This is a genomic window from Arenibacter amylolyticus, assembly GCF_002150785.1.
GTDB classification, from domain to species: Bacteria; Bacteroidota; Bacteroidia; order Flavobacteriales; family Flavobacteriaceae; genus Arenibacter; species Arenibacter amylolyticus.
This window is the reverse complement of sequence record NZ_MTAZ01000064.1, coordinates 1-1,390: the sequence shown is the minus strand read 5'-3', so window position 1 is coordinate 1,390 and position 1,390 is coordinate 1. Positions and strand designations below refer to the sequence as shown.

At 39.7% G+C, this 1,390-nt stretch carries 1 protein-coding gene; it reads left to right on the top strand.

Annotated features, from left to right (window positions below; genetic code table 11):
* Positions 1–98 precede the first annotated feature (98 nt).
* On the top strand, positions 99–1,390 hold a 1,292-nt coding region (locus BV214_RS15845), incomplete at its 3' end, for an IS1380 family transposase (protein ID WP_140157781.1).

Sequence of the window (1,390 nt, the reverse complement as noted above, 5' to 3'; positions counted from 1 at the left end):
TAACCCGGATAATTCATGGGTATATAGTAAAATTGGGTGTAAAGTGTTATATTTAAAGAGCTTACAGGCATCTTTACTAACACTAAAATCACCCAATTTTGAGTACTAAAAATACAGTTTTCTACCGAGGTAAAAAATCAATTTCCGTAGATTTTTCTGCAGAAGAAATAAGTTCTGATGGTTCTCTGGTTTTGCTGGAGAAAATAGAGCGGGAACACAAGTTAATCAGGTATTTCAGTAAATTTATTCCAGATAGTCGCAATCCCATCTTAGTCACCCATACGAAAGAGAAACTTTTAAAGCAACGCGTATTTATGCTAATGCAGGGATATGAGGATGCTAATGATGTTTTTCACCTGCAACACGATCCTTTGTATAAAGATATTCTGGATGGGGACTTGGCTTCTCAACCCACCATCTCTCGTTTTGAAAACAGTTTGGATAAGCGCTCCATTTTCGCCTTATGTTATGGCTGGATTGATCGGTACGTATCGAGTTTAACAGGACGCAGCAGTATCATTATAGATATCGATGGCACCGATGATCCCACCCACGGTAAACAGCAGCTATCCATGTTCAATGGCTACTATGGGAAGTTTATGTATAATGAACTCTTTTTCCACGATGGGGATACCGGTCAAATAATCGTGCCGATACTTCGTCCCGGGAACAGTCATTCTAATAAGTGGTATGTTGGCATATTAAGAAGGGTAATTTCGAAAATCCGAAAAGTTTATCCCCAGATGAAGATTACCATTCGGGCTGATAGCGGATTCTCTTCAGCACCCTTTTATAAATTGGCAGATGATTACAATTTATATTACGCCATAGGACTTGCCAGTAATGAGGTGCTCAAAAGAAGGACTGCAAGGGTGGAGCGGGCGGTAAAACTTCTTTACCAGTCCAAGGGCAAAAAACACCAACACTTTATAAACTTTGATTATAAAGCCGGCAGTTGGCACAAATCTCAACAGTGTTACTCCAAAATAGAAAGTACTGGCCTTGGCATGAACATCAGACATATCGTTAGCAATCTGGAAGCCCAAGAGGCTCGGGAAATTTATTTTGGCTTTTATGTAAAGCGAGGGGAAGCCAGCGAGAATCGCATCAAAGAAGTAAAGAACATGTGCTTTTCTGATCGGCTATCCAATCACAGTTTCTGGGCAAATTTCTTCCGGTTGCTTATAAGTAGTCTTGCTTATGAGTTGTTTTTGATCTTGAAGACAAACATCCAAAAAACTTCTTATAAAGAAGCCAAAAAATGGCAGATCAGCAGCATTAGGACTCACCTGCTGAAAATAGGTGCTACCATTAAAATAACCAAAAGAAGAATTTATTACCGGCTCTCCAGAGCCTTTGTGTACCAGCATCTATTCAAGGAATTGCTCTC